Here is a 15747-nt window from a genome sequence, read left to right as displayed (position 1 = left end):
TCTATGGCTGTAAATGCGCTTCCCGCAGAGCCATGTCCTCTCTCAGAATACGCTGGATCTCCAGTATCGCGGCCGCGCTCTGTTGCACGCTGTGCCCCGAAATAATGACTTTCTCGGACTGTGCGCCGGGAAGATGTGCGCTGCGATAAGGCACAAGACCGTCATCGGAATCATCGAGGGCCACTTCGGAATTGGCTTGGGCCACGATCGAGTGATAGCGCACCTGGGATGAGATGGGAAAGCCCGCCGCCGTACGCACGAACGGATCGTTTTCGTCGAGATTGTTCACGCTATTGGGAATGGTTGCCAGGCTTTCACGGCTGCTGGCGGCCGCATTGGGTGTCAGTGTATGGGCGAGTTCTTCGAGCACCGTAATGGGAAAGCGGATAAATCCCGCCATCCAGCGCCCCAGGCGTCCACCCGCGACCGATGTGCCCCGATGAGGCGCCGCGATGAAGATGGCACTGCTGACATTCGGGAAGGGCTCGAAGCGCAACATGGGATCAATGCGCCTGATCTGCTGCGGCGTCAACCGACTGTGATCCGCAGCCAATTGCACCAGCGATTGATCGGTTGACGACACCATCAACCGCGCGATGACCCCGCCCATGCTATGCCCCACCAGCACGAGGTCGGACGACGCCGGCGCTTGGCCGGATGGGTCGAAATGCGTCAGCGTATCCCCGAGCGCCCTGCGAATCATGGCGTGGTTCAACGCGACTGGCATGTTGGTCGGGTAGTAGACCTGCCAGATCTGGTAATGCTGGCGCAGGGCCTCATCGCCCAGGATTTCGTTGGCGAGTTCCACCCAGGCTTCAGGGCTGCTGGCCAGTCCGTGCAGCATGACGATGATCCGCCTGTTCGGATCGTAGGGCTGCATCAAGTAGACGTGCGGGCGGTCGATGCCACCCTCGCGCCCGAGCAGGCTGCGCAGCGACTGGCGGTTGAAATTGGCACGGGCCAGCCATACGCCATAGCCGGCCGTGAAATTGGCCGCCAGCGGCACACGTTGGCCGCGCAGCATAATGGCCGATTCCACATAGGGGTCATGCACCGTCAGACGGGCTGTACGAGCATGCAGCACGCTGTCCAAGTTGTCTCCGTCGGGATGCAGCAGAACCGTCATGGACGGCGCGGGCATCTCGCTCCAGGGCAGCGGTTGCTGATCATGTTTTGCCGCTGGGCGACCACCCCGAGTTGGGGCGGCGCTCAGGGACTCGTCCGGAATGACCGCCACAAGCTCGGCGCCAAAGCCGTCGCGCCGGTAGAGGCTACGCAATCCACGGAAAGACAGGGACGAGGCTGGCAGGAGTTCGGCTGGCACCGCCGTACTGCCCGGTAAGCGCGCGCCGCGCATATCCAGCTTCAGTTCCCAGCCTGCAATGTTCCAACTGGTCTGGTCGGACAACTGCGTCGGCATTTGTTGCCGAACTTCGAACATGCCGGTGGCCGCATGCTCGACGGCATAGTTATACCAATCCCGCACTTGGGTCTGGCGATCCTCGAAGGCCCGCTCTCCCGGAGTATGGTCACCAAGGAACAGATAAGCATAGGCATAGCGAATCGTCTCAAGCCAGGCGGCTTGCTGCGCTGAACCGGGCTTCATGGCCTGAGCCTGCGCCAGCCATAGTTCGGACAGTGCAGCCAGGCGTCTATCCGTGGCAACCCCCGTCACGGTAGCCAAGGCCTCCGCGCACTCCGAGGAGATCGGCTTTGCGCATGCCTGCTCATCCAATGCCGCCACCCTGATGGTCTGGACAGTCGCATCGCTGAGCTTGCCACGTGTCAGGATGTCGCCGCGCTTGAGTTCGATGGCCTCCCTGGTAGGTAGCGTATGAACTTCAACCACTGGGCCGAACTCGCGCAGGATCGAGCAGCCCCCCAGCAGCAGCGGAGCAAGAGCGGCGCATGTAATGAGAAGGCAGGCCTGCGGGAACCTCATGGATTCACCTCGTTGGCAGGGATGCCTGGCACGCCTTGTCGAATCGACATCGAGAAGTCATCCTCTGACACATCGGAAGCAAGGGCACGTTCGTTGATATGCCCCAGTGCCTGCAATTCATCGTAACGATAGCCAGGCGTCAATCCATGCATGTCGTAGACGTACCGCGCAAAATATCCAGACAGCAGCAGGCGATAGTCCATTGGCAATGCGGGCGCAATGACCCGGGCCAGCTCGAATACGATGGTCGTGCAGTTACTGGTTAACGTGTTGTAAAAGCGCGGTTTCTGCCGCAGTTCATTGGCCGCGTTCAGAAACTCCAGAAACAACGCGCGGGCACTCGCCTGATTCATCTGCAAGCGATAGAGATAAACATCTTCGCCTCGCGCGTTGCTGCGCGTACGCACAATGTCTCGCTCATCGGCGGCTACCAGGATCTGCTCGAACTGACGGAAGAATCCTCCTACCGCCGAGAAGGACTCATGGCGTTCCTTGCGAATTTCCAGCGAGAACACCACGCGATCACCGCCATCGAAGCCGAACGACACCAGGGTGTGGGCGATGTGCGGCCCCATCCAGTAGGAAAGCACCAAGTCGGCGCTGCGCAGACGATCCAGGTCGTATGTGCGGCTCTCCCACTGCGGGGTGTAGTCGGTTTCGCTGCGCCACTGGAAGTTGCGCACATTATTCAGGTGAACATGGTTGCCGTCGATCCTGGCCTCCAGCAACTGGGCGACATCGTCAGCCCATACACGCTGGTGTGACGGCTGCAGCGTCCCCCACCACATGAGCAGGGAGGCGGCTGCGATCACAAATGCGAATCCGGCGATGTTGCGATTGCGCCGCCCAAGCAAGCCCGCCCGCGACAAGACAACGGTCACACCCAACGTAGACCACATGGCAATGACGAACCATCGCACCACCGAAGGTCCCGGCATCTGATGCCACAGAGCCAGCGCACCCCACACAGTCAGCAGCAGTACCACAAAGCCGATCGCCAAGCCTGCAAGGGCGCGCAGGACTCTGTGCATCACTCCGCTCATTGAGGCTGCAAAAGCTCAAGCAACAGTTGCCGGTGCGCATCCCGTAACTGCACCAGCGAGATGGAAGGACTGCCCTTGGACAGCATCGAGGAACTCAGCCACAGCACTGCGGGCGCGAGCGCCAACGGGAAGAAGTGTTCGGTCAAGACGCCTGGGCGAATGACGCCTCGGCGTATGTTGCGGTGGATGATGGTCTGCGCCCGCTCTTTCAGCCCGAGCGCAACTTCGTTGTGCCAACGCTGCACCAGCTCTGGAGTTCGGGCGCTTTCGGCCAGAAGCAGCCGGTAGATCGACATCGTGGCAGGGGAGCTGAAGGTCGCGTACAGGCGATCCAGGTAGACATCTACCAGCTCTGGCAACGTCAGATCCTCATCCGGGAGCCAGCCCTGGAAATCACAAATCTGCTTCGTCGTACGTTCGAGCAAGGCGTGAAAAATTTCTTCCTTGCTTTTGAAGTGGGCATAGATGCCAGCCTTGGACAAGCCCGCGCATTCCGCCAGGCGCTCCATCGACACTGCGTTGTATGTCCGATCCGCGAATTCGACCAGGGCCGCGTCGAGTATTTCCTCTTTCCTGGCGGCAGAGGACAGGTAGCGGCGCTTGTTGTCTGGCGCGTCATCTTTCTTGGGTGGCATTCAAAGGCTCTGTTCAAAGATCTGAGGGGTGTTCCCATGGGCCTGTCACCGGCTCTACCAAGAATCAGGGCCTTCCTTGAACCCAAGCCGGCAGCTCGAATTGACCTGCGGCAATGACCGACGAGCCCGCTGATTGCGGTTCTTGGATTGTAACGTATAATTGAAAGCAACCGCCCAGTTGTTTGTTTTCAGATTTCACAATGCAGATCAACACAGGGCGCGAGTGAACCTGGCACATCGGGTTACGACACAGGAAGAGCGCCCTATCAACCAGCCGGGGAACACGGGGATGCACATATCAACAAGGAGATGAAGTGGGCTTGACAGCACTTGCAAGCAAGAAAGTAGGGCCTGCGGACACCAGCCACGAACCCCGCATTGCGCGGGTGGCAGCCATTCCCTCCTCTGCGACCAGACCCTCTTCAGCCCGATACCTGTACGGAACGTGACCATGCTCCCAACTTCCCCGTTGTTTCCCGCGTTCAGATTGCGCGCTGCCTCGTTGGCCCTGAGCGCCGTCGTCTTGACCGGCTGCATGTCGCTCGCTCCGGCGCCAGACACCCCGCCATTGCCCGTGCCCGAAGCCTGGCCCGCGCATCTTGGATCAGGCACCGACGGCGCCCACGCGGGAGAGCTTGCCTGGCAGGCGTACTTCACCGACCCCCTGCTGCAACGCCTCATCGAGACTGCGCTGGAAAACAACCGCGACCTGCGCGTGGCCGCGCTGCGCGTCGAGGAAGCCAGCGCCACATTCCGCATTCAGCGCTCGGATCGTTTTCCTGCCATGGGCGTGGGCGCCCAAGGTGGACGCGCGCGCGTCCCTGGCGATCTGAACATGTCGGGCCGGTCGCAGGTGGGCGGCGAATATCGGGCCGAGGTGGGTTTGAGCACCTGGGAGCTGGATCTGTGGGGCCGGGTCCGCAACCTGGAAGACGCCGCCCTGCAAAGCTGGCTGGCTTCCGACGCGGCCCGCCAGGCCGTCCACCTGGCGCTGATCGCCCAGGTGGCCGACGGTTATCTTGGCTTGCGCGAGATAGACGAACGCGTGGCTATCGCCCGTCAAACCGTCGCGACCCGCGAGGAGTCCTATCGCATTTTCCGGCGCCGCGTTGAAGTCGGCTCGACCTCGAAGCTGGACCTCACTCAAGTCCAAACTTTGCTGAACCAGGCTCAGGCGCTGCTAACCCAGCTTGAGCAAGCACGCGCCACGCAACTGCACGCGCTGGCACTGCTGGTAGGTGCCGATCCTGGCCCGCTGCCCACCAAGGCACCCTTCGATGAAACAACGGTGCTGGCCGAACTCCGGGCCGGCCTGCCTTCGGAGCTGCTGGTCAGTCGCCCGGACATCATTTCCGCCGAACACCAATTGCGTGCCAGCAATGCCCACATCGGCGCGGCCCGCGCGGCGTTTTTGCCGCGCATTGCGCTGACCGGCAGCTTCGGCACGGCCAGCTCCGACTTGAATGGCTTGTTCGATTCCGGCAGTCGTGCCTGGACCTTCATGCCCACCCTGTCGCTGCCCATCTTCGATGGCGGGCGCCGCCGCGCCAATCTGGAGCTGAGCGAAGTGCGCCGCGACATCGCCGTCGCCGGATACGAAAAAACCATTCAAACGGCCTTCCGCGAGGTGGCCGATGCGCTGAGCGCAAAGCACTGGCTGGCTGAGCAGTTGACGATCCAGAGAGCCAACCTGGAAGCGCAAAGCGAACGCGCACGCCTGGCCAAGTTGCGCTACGACAACGGCTCGGCCGCCTTCTTGGAAGTGCTGGATGCCCAGCGCGATCTGCTGGGAGCCCAGCAACAACTGGTACAGGCGCGCCGCGCGCTGCTGTCCAGCCAGGTGGCGCTGTATGCCGCGCTCGGCGGCGGCACCCTCGCCGCAGCCGGCGAGGCACAGGGTGCGGCCTCGACTCCCGCTTCCACCCCATCAACCCGTTAAGGCACGCCGAACCCATGACTGTCTCCCCCTCTCTCAAGAAAAAACTCCTGGTCGCTTTCGCTGCAGCGGTTGTTGCCGCGCTGGCCTGGTGGAGCTGGACGAGGTTTACCGACAGCGGCCCGGGCGAAGGATTCGTCAACGGCAATGGCCGCATCGAAGCCACCGAGATCGACGTGGCCACCAAACTTCCCGGCCGCATCGAAGACATCCTGGTGCGTGAAGGCGATTTCGTCACAGCCGGCCAGCCACTGGCCAAGATGCGGCTGGAAACGCTGGAAGCGCAGCGCGACGAGGCCCTGGCCATGCGTCAGCAGGCTGAGCATTCGGTGACCGCGGCGCAGGCACAGGTGGCGCTGCGTGAAGCCGACGTGACTGCCGCCTTGGCTCTGGTTGGTCAGCGCGAGTCCGAACTGGACGCCGCGCAACGGCGCCTGACACGCTCCAGCACGCTGTCGAGTGAGGGAGCCGCCTCGATCCAGGAACTGGACGATGACCGGGCGCGCGTACGGGGCGCCCAAGCGACCCTCGCGGCCAGCAAGGCACAGGCCGCCGCTGCCCGCGCCGCGGTCGAGGCCGCCAAGGCGCAGCTCGTCGGCGCGAGGTCCAGCGTGTCCGCTGCCACGGCCAGCATCAACCGCATCGAAGCCGACATACGCGACAGCGAACTGCGGTCTCCGCGCGACGGACGGGTTCAGGTGCGTGTCGCGCAACCCGGTGAGGTGCTGGGATCGGGCGGACGCGTCCTGAATCTTATCGACCTGTCGGACGTGTACATCACCTTCTTCCTGCCCGAAACCGTGGCCGGCCGCGTTGCGCTGGGCTCGGAGGTTCGCATCATTCTGGATGCCGCGCCCGAGTATGTGATTCCAGCCACCGTTTCCTTCGTCGCCAGCGCGGCGCAGTTCACTCCCAAGACGGTGGAAACCGCCAGCGAGCGGCAGAAACTGATGTTTCGCGTGCGCGCGCAGATTTCGCAGGAGTTGCTGCGTGAGCACCTCAATCAGGTCAAGACCGGGTTGCCCGGCGTGGCCTGGATCAAACTCGACGCCAATGCCGAGTGGCCTCAAAACCTCTCCGTTCGCGTGCCGGAGTAAGGTATGAGCCACAGTGCGAGTGCGCAGCCCACGACCGTTGCAAGCGTCCGTCAGGTGCGCTTGCGTTACGGCGACGTCATCGCCCTGGATGGCATCGATCTGGACATTCCCGCCGGACGGATGGTCGGCCTGATCGGCCCCGACGGCGTGGGCAAATCCAGTCTGCTCTCATTGCTGGCGGGTGTGCGCATCATCCAGGAGGGCACGGTCGAGGTGCTGGGTGGCGACATGGCCAGCAAGGCCCATCGCAAGCAGGTATGCCCGCGCATCGCCTACATGCCGCAGGGACTGGGCAAAAACCTGTATCCGACGCTCTCGGTCGAGGAGAATCTGCAATTCTTCGCGCGCCTGTTCGGTCATGGCGCCGCAGAGCGCCGCCAGCGGATCGACGAACTGACTCAGGCCACTGGCCTGTTCAAATTCCTGGAGCGCCCGGCAGGCAAGCTGTCCGGGGGCATGAAGCAAAAACTCGGCCTGTGCTGCGCGCTGATTCATGACCCGGATTTTCTGATTCTCGATGAGCCGACGACTGGCGTGGACCCGCTGGCGCGCGCGCAGTTCTGGGATCTGATCGAGCGCATCCGCGCCGACCGCCCCGGCATGAGCGTGATCGTGGCTACCGCCTACATGGATGAGGCCCAGCGCTTCGACTGGCTCGCCGCCATCGACGACGGCAAGGTCCTCGCCACCGGTACGCCGAAGGAATTGCTGGAGACAACAAACAGCCCGAACCTGGAAGAGGCATTCATCCGCCTGCTCCCGGAAGAGAAAAAGCGCGGACACCAAGCGGTTGTCATTCCGCCTCTGCCTGAGGACGGCGCGGACGATATCGCCATCGAGGCCGAGGGGCTGACCATGCGCTTTGGCGACTTCGTTGCCGTCGATAGCGTGTCCTTCCGCATCCGGCGCGGTGAAATCTTCGGCTTCCTCGGCTCCAACGGGTGCGGCAAGTCCACGACGATGAAGATGCTTACCGGCCTGTTGCCGGCGAGCGAGGGTCGGGCCTGGCTGTTCGGCCATGAAGTGAACCCGCATGATCTGGGCACCCGCCGCCGCGTCGGCTACATGTCCCAAGCGTTCTCGCTCTACAGCGAAATCACGGTACGCCAGAACCTGGAGTTGCACGCCAAGCTCTTCAGTGTGTCCCCGAACGATATTCCGGGCCGCGTGGACGAGATGGTGGAGCGCTTCGGGCTGGTGGACGTCATCGACAGCCTGCCGGCCAGTCTGCCGCTGGGCATACGCCAGCGCCTGTCGCTGGCCGTTGCCATGGTGCACAAGCCCGAGCTGCTGATTCTGGACGAACCGACCTCCGGCGTCGATCCGGTGGCGCGCGACGCGTTCTGGCGGCTGCTCATCGAGCTGTCGCGGCGCGACCGGGTGACGGTCTTCATTTCCACCCACTTCATGAACGAGGCCGAGCGTTGCGACCGCATGTCGATGATGCATGCAGGCAAGGTGCTCGACAGCGATGTGCCTGCCAGGCTGGTCGAGAAACGCGGCGCCAAAACCCTTGAAGAGGCCTTCATCGGCTACCTCGTCGAGGCGGAGGGCGGCACGGTCGCTCCCGCCGGCCCCACCGAGGCCGCCAATACGGCGATTCAGACGCCAGCGACACACACTGAGCACATCGGGCACAACGCTGAAGGCTTCAGCCTGCGCCGCATGCTCAGCTATCTGTGGCGCGAAGCACTGGAACTGCAGCGCGATCCGGTGCGCGCCACCCTGGCGCTGGGCGGTTCGCTGCTCCTGATGTTCGCGATCGGCTTCGGCATCACCTTGGACGTCGAGGACCTGAGCTATGCGGTGCTCGATCGCGACCAGACCACGCTCAGCCAGAACTACACGCTGAACTTGGCCGGCTCGCGCTACTTCACCGAGCACGCGCCGATCATCGACTACGAGGACCTCGACCGGCGTATGCGCAACGGCGAACTGTCGCTGGCCATTGAGATCCCCCCTGGCTTCTCTCGCGATGTGTTGCGAGGCCAGAACGTGCAGATCGGTGCGTGGCTCGACGGCGCCATGCCGCAACGCGCGGAAACCGTCCAGGGCTACGTTCAGGGCATGCACCAGCACTGGCTGCTCGTACAGGCCAGCGAACGCAGCGGTGCCAGCGCCGCAGGCAATGCGAGCGTCGAGACGCGCTTTCGCTACAACCCCGATGTCAAGAGTCTGCCAGCCATGGTGCCGGCGGTGATCCCTCTGCTGCTGCTCATGCTGCCGGCCATGCTGACTGCGCTGGCGGTGGTGCGCGAGAAAGAAACCGGGTCGATCACCAATCTGTACGTGACGCCGGTCACGCGCATCGAGTTCCTGCTTGGCAAGCAACTGCCCTATGTCGGTCTGGCCATGGTGAACTTCCTGCTGATGAGCCTGCTCGCGGTCACCGTCTTCGGTGTGCCGGTCAAGGGCAGCTTCTTCACCCTGGCGCTGGCCGCGCTGATCTTCTCCTTCGCCGCGACAGGCATGGGGCTGCTGGCCTCGGCCGTTACACGCAGCCAGATCGCGGCCATGTTCTTCGCCATGATCGGCACCCTCATACCGGCCACCCAGTTCGCCGGCCTGATCGATCCCGTGTCCTCGCTCGAAGGCTCCAGCAAGTTCATCGGCGAGATCTACCCCGCCACGCACATGATTTCCATCAGCCGTGGCGTATTCAGCAAAGCGCTTGGCCTGGCCGACCTGACAGGGCCGCTGTGGTCGATGCTCATTTCGGTTCCGGTCATTCTCGGCGTGGCTGTTTTGCTACTCAAGAAGCAGGAGCGTTGAGATGCGCAGAAGAAACCTGGCCAACATCTACGACCTTGGTGTCAAGGAGCTGTGGAGTCTTTGGCGCGATCCGATGATGCTTGTGCTCATCGTCTACGTGTTCACCGCGTCGGTCTACACCAAGGCCACGTCCATGCCGGAGACGCTGCACAACGCGCCCATCGCCATCGTCGACGAGGATAATTCGGCGCTGTCCCAGCGGGTTGCCTCGGCCTTCTACCCCCCGCAGTTCACGCCACCGGCCATGATCGACTATGGGGACGTGGACCCGGGCATGGACGCGGGGCTGTACACCTTCGCTCTGGTCATTCCGCCCAACTTCCAGCGCGACGTGCTGGCGGGGCGATCGCCTGCCGTGCAGCTCAATGTCGACGCCACCCGCATGAGCCAGGCCTTCACCGGCAGTGGCCATGTTCAACAAATTTTCACCGGTGAAGTCAACGAGTTCGTCAAGCGTTATCGCAGCACCACCGCGCCACCCGTGGATCTGGCCTTGCGCGCGCGCTTCAACCCCGCCCTCGACAAGGCCTGGTTCGGCTCGGTGGTGCAGATCATCAACCACATCACACTGCTGTCCATCATCCTGACCGGCGCAGCGCTGATCCGCGAGCGCGAGCACGGCACCATCGAACACCTGCTGGTGATGCCCGTGACTCCCGCCCAGATCATGCTCTCCAAGGTCTGGTCGATGGCCCTGGTCGTGCTGATCGCCTCCTTCCTGTCGCTCACCCTCATGGTGCGCGGCGTCCTGGGCGTGCCCATCGAGGGCTCCATCGCGCTGTTCTTCGCCGGTGCAGCGCTCAGTCTGTTCGCCACTACGTCGATGGGCATCTTCATCGCCACGCTGGCGCGCAACATGCCGCAGTTTGGCATGTTGATGATGCTCACCATCCTGCCGCTGCAGATGCTGTCGGGTGGCACTACGCCACGCGAAAGCATGCCCGAGATCGTGCAGAACATCATGCTGGTCGCACCCACCACCCATTTCGTGGAACTGAGCCAGGCCATCCTTTATCGGGGCGCGGGGCTGGAGACGGTGTGGCAGCCCTTCCTGGCGCTGGCCTTGATCGGCGCGGTGCTGTTTTTCCTGTCGCTGGCACGCTTTCGCAAAACGATCGGCCAGATGGCCTGATCGTTTGACCGCCCGATTGGGCATTTCAACCCAAGCAAGGAGTTTGACCATGAGCAATGAAACCATCCCCCTCAACCTCTTCAAGGCGAACCTGGAACTGCAACTGCGCCTGCAGCGCCTGATGCAGGAAAACGGCCAGCAATGGCTGGAGAACGCCACGCGCGCGGGCAGCGAAAACATTGCCGAGTCCGGCACTGAGATCGAAAGCCTGCTCAAGGCCCAGAACTGGCAGGAGTTGGCCACGCTGCCCGCGCAGGCCTTCTGGCGTCAGTTTCAGCACCAGATGGGTGGCGCGCAGGCACTAACGCAAGTCGCAATCAAGAATCAGACCACCTTCACCCAAGGCCTGCAGCAAGCCATTCAGGACTGGCAGAAATCGGTCACGCAGGCCGTAGGCCAGGCAGATGCGATATTGCCGTTCCAGGATATTTTCAAGCAATGGGGAGCGGTGTGGGCCAAGGCACAGGACAAGGACGCACCAGCCAAGACAGGTGGTCGCAATGCCGGCTGAGCAACGCACTGCACTGGTCACCGGCGGCAGCGGCGGCCTGGGCGAAGCCATCGCCCGGGCCTTGCACGATGCGGGCCATACCGTGCTCATCGTCCATTCGCCGGGCAATGCCAGCATTGGCGCGTGGCTGAAAACCCAAGCCGGCGAAGGTTACGACTTCGCCGCCTACGGCGCGGATGTGGCCGACCATGCCCGTTGCCAGGAACTGGCTGACCGCATCCACACAGACGGGCATCGCATCGACATCCTGGTCAACAACGCGGGCATCACGCGCGATGCCACGTTCCGCAAGCTGAGCTACGCCGATTGGGATGCCGTCCTGCGCGTCAATCTCGATTCCGTATTCAACGTGACCCGGCCATTCATCGACGGCATGCTCGACAGGGGCTGGGGCCGGATCATCAACATCTCCTCCATCAACGGCTCCAAGGGGCAGTTCGGCCAGACCAACTACTCCGCCGCAAAAGCCGGCATGCATGGCTTCACAAAAGCCCTCGCACAGGAAGTGGCGCGCAAAGGCGTGACGGTCAACACCGTCTCGCCGGGGTATCTGGACACGAAGATGGTGACGAACATGACCGAGGGCGTGGTCAAGCAGGTGATCGCCGGTATCCCGGTAGGCCGCCTAGGGCGGCCTGCGGAAGTCGCAGCACTGGTGGCATTCATCGCCAGCGAGTCTGCGGGATTCATGACCGGCAGCAACGTCTCGATGAATGGTGGCCAGCACATGTACTGACTGCGGCAGGGCCGCCAGGGCGCTGTGTCGGCGGCTCCTTTCTATTCGTTTTCCTTTTCAGCATACAGGGAGTGCCCATCGCCATGAACCGAGACACCACGACATCTCCAACGACCGATTGGGGGCAGTTGCTGTGGGATCCATTGCGACTCCCGGCGAAGGCAACCGAGTATGTAGTGGATGCCTGGCAGCGGCTAATTCTGTATGCCGACGTTCGCCGCCAACGCGGCAACCAGTACCAGGCGCATTTGCAGGAGCGTATGCCGAACGTACTGGACTTCGCTTGCGAGATCGTCATGTCCGGGCTGGATCTTCCGCGGCCAGTCAACTATGGCCTCGTACGCATCCAGCCGCCAGCCGACACGCCGAGCGATCCCCGCAAGCGACCGTTCGTGGTGGTCGATCCACGCGCGGGCCACGGCCCGGGCATCGGCGGCTTCAAACCCGACAGCGAGGTCGGGGCAGCCCTCAAGGCAGGGCATCCCTGCTACTTCGTTGGCTTTCTGCCCGATCCCGTTCCCGGTCAGACCGTCGAGGACGTCATGCGAGCCGAAGCGGCCTTCGTGCGCAAGGTCGGCGAGCTGCACCCCGACAGCCGCGGCAAGCCGGCAGTCATCGGCAATTGCCAGGCAGGCTGGCAGATCCTGATGGCAGCCGCCGTCTGGCCCGAACTGTTCGGGCCGATCATCGTGGCCGGCGCGCCGCTGTCGTACTGGGCGGGCGACATGCCGATGCGCTACGCAGGCGGCCTCACTGGCGGTAGTTGGTTGACGGCATTGACCAGCGACCTAGGAGCTGGTCGGTTCGATGGTGCCTGGCTGGTTCAGAACTTCGAAAACCTGGACCCGGCCAATACGCTTTGGACCAAACAGTACAACCTGTACGCCAAGGTCGACACGGAAGGCCCGCGCCACCTGCAGTTCGAGAAGTACTGGGGCGGCCACGTCTTCCTGAACGACGTGGAGATGCAGTACATCGTCGACAACCTGTTCATCGGCAACAAGCTGAGTACGGCCCAACTGGTGACGTCCGATGGCGTGCGCATTGACCTGCGCAATATTCGCTCGCCGATCGTGGTGTTCTGCTCCTATGGGGACAACATCACTCCACCGCCCCAGGCCCTGGGCTGGATCACCGACCTGTACCGCAACGACCTGGATGTGGTGGGACATGACCAGACCATCGTCTACGCCACCCATGACAGCATCGGGCATCTGGGCATCTTCGTCTCCGGGAGCGTCGGGCGCAAAGAGCACCGGGAGTTCGCAGCCAACATCGACATCATCGACGTGCTGCCAGCCGGCATCCACCACATGCAGATCGACGAGCATCACGACGACGCCCAGGAAGGCGAACCAGCCAGTGACGCCTACCTGACCCGGATTCGCCGCAGCAACATCGATGAAATCCGTGAGATCGTTCGCCCCGATCCCGAGAGCGATCGCCGTTTTGCCGCCGCTGCGCGGATCTCCGAGATCAACTTGGCCTGCTACCGCAGCTTCGTGCAGCCGTGGGTCCGAGCCCTGGTCACGGATCAGGGGGCGAAGTGGCTGGAGCCGCTGCATCCACTGCGCATGGGTTATGAATTGTGGTCCGATCGGCACCCGCTGGCCGCCGCTGTACAAGAAGCGGCGCAACAGGTGCGCGAACATCGCCAGACCGTCTCCGAGGCCAATCCTTTCCTGCAACTGCAGACGGAGTTTTCCACCGCCGTCGAACAGATGCTGGATCAATTCCGTGATTGCCGCGACCAAATCTACGCACAGGCCTTTGACATGCTGTACAGCCTGCCGCTGGTTCAGGCCATGACAGGACAGAGCCTGCACGACGATGCGCCGCCGCGACCCCATCCTAGCGAGACGCCCGAACATCGCCAGTATCTGGCGCAAGAGTTGACACGGCTCGAAGCGGATATTCACAACGGCGGGATAACCGAAGCCGCCATACGGGCGCTGTTCTTCGTGCTCGCGGCGCGTGGGGAGGCCGACGGGCGGCACTTTCGGCACGCAGAGGAACTGGTGCGCCCTCATTTGACAAATGACTTCGACATGCAGGCTTTCCGCCACCTCGTGCGTCGGCAGGCTTTGCTCATGAGGCTCGATGAGGACGCCATGGTGTCCGCCATCCCCGGATTGCTCAACGGCATAGCGCCTGAGGACATCCGACAGGTAGCGGGAATGATCGTGCAGGTGATTGGCAGCGGTGATGTGCTGTCCGCACACGAGCAAACCCGACTGGAGCAGGTTTCCACCCTGTTCAAGCGGGCGGCGTGCGAGGCGCAGGCGGCTTCGGCGCTCGCGATGGCAAGTCCCGCCAATGAAACGTCCGCTGCAGCCGTGGACGGGAACTCGGCACCCGCCATGCCAAGCTCTGCCGGTGACACTTCCGCTGCGGTTATGGACACGAAACCCCAAACATCCTCGCCAAAGCCGAAGGCGCCTCAGAAGAAAACTGTGTCCAAGACGCCAGTCGCGCTGCGGACAAGTCAAACACGGCGAGGGAAAGGCAAATGACGACCTCGTCCACACCGGTCGATGCCACTGCCGACGCATTGCAGGTTCTGCGCAACCGCACCTTCGACGAGATCGCCATCGGCGACAGCGCCAGCCTCGAACGCGCGTTTTCGCCGCAAGACATCCACATGTTCGCGCTGCAATCAGGCGATGTGGACCCGGAACCTGCTGCGTCCTCAAGCGCTCGGGACACCACGGAGGCCATTTGTGCAAACGTCCTGATCTCGGCTGTGCTGGGAACACGGCTGCCGGGGCCTGGAACCCAATATGTCAGCCAGAGTCTGTGCTTCCTCGGAGCGGTTCGGCCCGGTGACAGGCTGACCGTGCAGATGCAGGTGACCAGCAAGGACACGGCCACCCACCATGTCACGCTGGCCTGCACCTGCACCAACCAGGAGGGGGTAGCGGTTTTCCAAGGCCAGGTAGAGGTCGTGGCGCCCACCGAACGCTTGGAACGAACGCGCACCGTGTTGCCGGAAATCCACCCGAATGCGCAGGGCCGTACAGGCCTGCAAAGCCTGCTGGCGCATGTCGCGCACTTGCAACCGATTCGTGTGGCTGTCGTCCACCCCTGCGATTCTCCCAGCCTGTCCGCTGCGCTCGAAGCGCGCCACGCGGGATTGATCGAGCCGGTGCTGGTCGGGCCACGGGTGCGGCTGGAAGCAGTCGCCGCGGAGGCCGGGCTGGATCTGGCCGACGTCGCCATTGTGGACGCACCCCACAGCCACGCCGCCGCGCAGCAAGCCGTCGCCCTGGCGGCCACAGGTGAAGTCGAAGCCCTGATGAAAGGGAGCCTGCACACCGACGAGCTGATGTCCGCGCTGGTTTCGACTGCGGCAGGGTTGCGCACCAAGCGTCGGGTCAGCCATTGCTTTTTGCTACAGACACCGGCCTATCCGCGCCCGTTCATCGTCACCGATGCGGCGATCAATATCGCCCCGACTCTGGAACAGAAGGCGGACATCATCCGCAACGCCATCGAGCTGGCGCAGGTAATCGGCGTGCGCGAACCCAAGGTCGCGATCCTGGCCGCGGTCGAGACGGTGAGCCCGACGATGACGGCCACGCTGGACGCGGCGGCGCTGTGCAAGATGGCTGATCGCGGCCAGATCACTGGCGGCCTGCTCGACGGGCCGCTCGCCTTCGACAACGCGGTCTCCATCGCCGCTGCGCGTACCAAGGGGATCGTCTCCGAGGTTGCCGGGCAGGCTGACATCCTCGCCGTGCCTGACCTGGAGAGCGGCAACATGCTTGCCAAGCAGTTGATCTTCCTGGGCGGAGCAGCCAGCGCCGGGATCGTCCTTGGAGCCAAGGTGCCGGTCATTCTGACCAGCCGTGCCGACTCGCGCGATACGCGCATCGCCTCATGCGCGATTGCACTGATGCTGGCCCATCACTATCGGCTGTCGCCCCCTTGAGCGGACTTGTTA

Annotated in this window: 11 protein-coding genes; 8 read left to right on the top strand and 3 right to left on the bottom strand. The window is 63.0% G+C overall.

Going from position 1 to position 15747, the window contains the following annotated elements:
* Position 1 precedes the first annotated feature (1 nt).
* Genes GH681_RS03775 through GH681_RS03765 form a run of 3 tightly spaced genes read right to left on the bottom strand, consistent with a single transcriptional unit; the run spans position 2 to position 3620 of the window.
* The gene (locus GH681_RS03775) at positions 2-1942 is read right to left on the bottom strand and encodes a triacylglycerol lipase (protein ID WP_003050063.1); all 1941 of its coding nucleotides are present in this window, start codon (positions 1940-1942) and stop codon (positions 2-4) included.
* Positions 1939-2973 (bottom strand): DUF4105 domain-containing protein, encoded by a 1035-nt coding sequence (locus GH681_RS03770; protein ID WP_003050060.1) that lies wholly within the window; start codon positions 2971-2973, stop codon positions 1939-1941. Before GH681_RS03770 ends, GH681_RS03775 begins: the two co-directional genes overlap by 4 nt.
* An 8-nt stretch (positions 2974-2981) precedes the next feature.
* Entirely contained in the window at positions 2982-3620 is a 639-nt protein-coding gene (locus GH681_RS03765; RefSeq protein ID WP_068679673.1) for a TetR/AcrR family transcriptional regulator, read from the bottom strand.
* 451 nt (positions 3621-4071) lie between these two features.
* Between GH681_RS03765 and GH681_RS03760 the strand changes: the two genes are divergently transcribed.
* The 8 genes from GH681_RS03760 (at position 4072) to GH681_RS03725 (ending at position 15735) form a co-directional block, all read left to right on the top strand.
* Positions 4072-5559: an efflux transporter outer membrane subunit gene (locus tag GH681_RS03760; RefSeq protein ID WP_153160110.1), complete on the top strand. Its 1488-nt coding sequence runs from the start codon at positions 4072-4074 to the stop codon at positions 5557-5559.
* Between the two features lie 14 nt (positions 5560-5573).
* Positions 5574-6653: an HlyD family secretion protein gene (locus tag GH681_RS03755; RefSeq protein ID WP_153160109.1), complete on the top strand. Its 1080-nt coding sequence runs from the start codon at positions 5574-5576 to the stop codon at positions 6651-6653.
* Between the two features lie 3 nt (positions 6654-6656).
* Complete coding sequence (gene rbbA / locus GH681_RS03750) at positions 6657-9425, top strand: ribosome-associated ATPase/putative transporter RbbA (protein WP_153160108.1); 2769 nt, start codon at positions 6657-6659, stop codon at positions 9423-9425.
* 1 nt (position 9426) lies between these two features.
* Positions 9427-10557 carry an ABC transporter permease gene (locus GH681_RS03745; RefSeq protein WP_153160107.1) on the top strand — a complete coding sequence of 377 codons (1131 nt, stop codon included), beginning with the start codon at positions 9427-9429 and terminating at the stop codon, positions 10555-10557.
* A 49-nt stretch (positions 10558-10606) separates the two neighbouring features.
* Complete coding sequence (locus GH681_RS03740) at positions 10607-11068, top strand: phasin family protein (RefSeq protein WP_044396478.1); 462 nt, start codon at positions 10607-10609, stop codon at positions 11066-11068.
* Positions 11058-11804 carry an acetoacetyl-CoA reductase gene (gene phbB / locus GH681_RS03735; RefSeq protein ID WP_153160106.1) on the top strand — a complete coding sequence of 249 codons (747 nt, stop codon included), beginning with the start codon at positions 11058-11060 and terminating at the stop codon, positions 11802-11804. Before GH681_RS03740 ends, phbB begins: the two co-directional genes overlap by 11 nt.
* Positions 11805-11887: 83 nt before the next feature.
* The gene (locus tag GH681_RS03730; RefSeq protein ID WP_153160105.1) at positions 11888-14317 is read left to right on the top strand and encodes a DUF3141 domain-containing protein; all 2430 of its coding nucleotides are present in this window, start codon (positions 11888-11890) and stop codon (positions 14315-14317) included.
* Positions 14314-15735 carry a bifunctional enoyl-CoA hydratase/phosphate acetyltransferase gene (locus GH681_RS03725; RefSeq protein WP_153160104.1) on the top strand — a complete coding sequence of 474 codons (1422 nt, stop codon included), beginning with the start codon at positions 14314-14316 and terminating at the stop codon, positions 15733-15735. The genes GH681_RS03730 and GH681_RS03725 overlap by 4 nt, the downstream gene beginning before the upstream one ends.
* Positions 15736-15747 lie beyond the last annotated feature (12 nt).

This window comes from Zoogloea sp. 1C4, assembly GCF_009469605.1.
In the GTDB taxonomy this organism is placed as follows: Bacteria; Pseudomonadota; Gammaproteobacteria; order Burkholderiales; family Rhodocyclaceae; genus Zoogloea; species Zoogloea oryzae.
This window is presented reverse-complemented; position numbering and strand designations above follow the sequence as displayed.

Excerpts from the sequence above, each read along its gene's own strand:
- GH681_RS03775 (WP_003050063.1), bottom strand. The coding sequence starts at position 1,942 with ATGAGGTTCCCGCAGGCCTGCCTTCTCATTACATGCGCCGCTCTTGCT.
- GH681_RS03740 (WP_044396478.1), top strand. The coding sequence starts at position 10,607 with ATGAGCAATGAAACCATCCCCCTCAACCTCTTCAAGGCGAACCTGGAA.
- GH681_RS03765 (WP_068679673.1), bottom strand. The coding sequence starts at position 3,620 with ATGCCACCCAAGAAAGATGACGCGCCAGACAACAAGCGCCGCTACCTG.
- GH681_RS03770 (WP_003050060.1), bottom strand. The coding sequence starts at position 2,973 with ATGCACAGAGTCCTGCGCGCCCTTGCAGGCTTGGCGATCGGCTTTGTG.
- GH681_RS03745 (WP_153160107.1), top strand. The coding sequence starts at position 9,427 with ATGCGCAGAAGAAACCTGGCCAACATCTACGACCTTGGTGTCAAGGAG.
- GH681_RS03760 (WP_153160110.1), top strand. The coding sequence starts at position 4,072 with ATGCTCCCAACTTCCCCGTTGTTTCCCGCGTTCAGATTGCGCGCTGCC.
- GH681_RS03730 (WP_153160105.1), top strand. The coding sequence starts at position 11,888 with ATGAACCGAGACACCACGACATCTCCAACGACCGATTGGGGGCAGTTG.
- rbbA (WP_153160108.1), top strand. The coding sequence starts at position 6,657 with ATGAGCCACAGTGCGAGTGCGCAGCCCACGACCGTTGCAAGCGTCCGT.
- GH681_RS03755 (WP_153160109.1), top strand. The coding sequence starts at position 5,574 with ATGACTGTCTCCCCCTCTCTCAAGAAAAAACTCCTGGTCGCTTTCGCT.
- GH681_RS03725 (WP_153160104.1), top strand. The coding sequence starts at position 14,314 with ATGACGACCTCGTCCACACCGGTCGATGCCACTGCCGACGCATTGCAG.
- phbB (WP_153160106.1), top strand. The coding sequence starts at position 11,058 with ATGCCGGCTGAGCAACGCACTGCACTGGTCACCGGCGGCAGCGGCGGC.